Annotated in this window: 1 protein-coding gene; it reads right to left on the reverse strand. The window is 53.2% G+C overall.

All coding sequences use genetic code 11. The annotated features are described in order from the left end of the window. Positions 1–12 precede the first annotated feature (12 nt). On the reverse strand, positions 13–235 hold a 223-nt coding region (locus KVT34_RS31175), incomplete at its 5' end, for a VOC family protein (protein ID WP_483311481.1).

The following is a 235-nucleotide window of genomic DNA, read 5'->3' on the forward strand; positions in this document are numbered from 1 at the left end:
CCCGCCCTCGCTTTACTTGGCATTAGCCGCTGCGGCTTCCGACACCTCGTCATTGTTCCAGGCAAGACTGATATTCCGGTTATACGAAACCGGTTCGAAAGAGGCGGACAGCATTAACTTGTTCGTACCCGCTACTGTCAAAGCCAAATGCATCACTTTATCCTTCATCGCCCCAGGTGTTCCCGGCGCCTCACCATATGTGGTCAGAAACTGAATTTCGCCGCCAAGAGACTCG

This window comes from Paenibacillus sp. GbtcB18, from assembly GCF_019091125.1.
GTDB classification, from domain to species: domain Bacteria; phylum Bacillota; class Bacilli; order Paenibacillales; family NBRC-103111; genus Paenibacillus_F; species Paenibacillus_F chitinolyticus.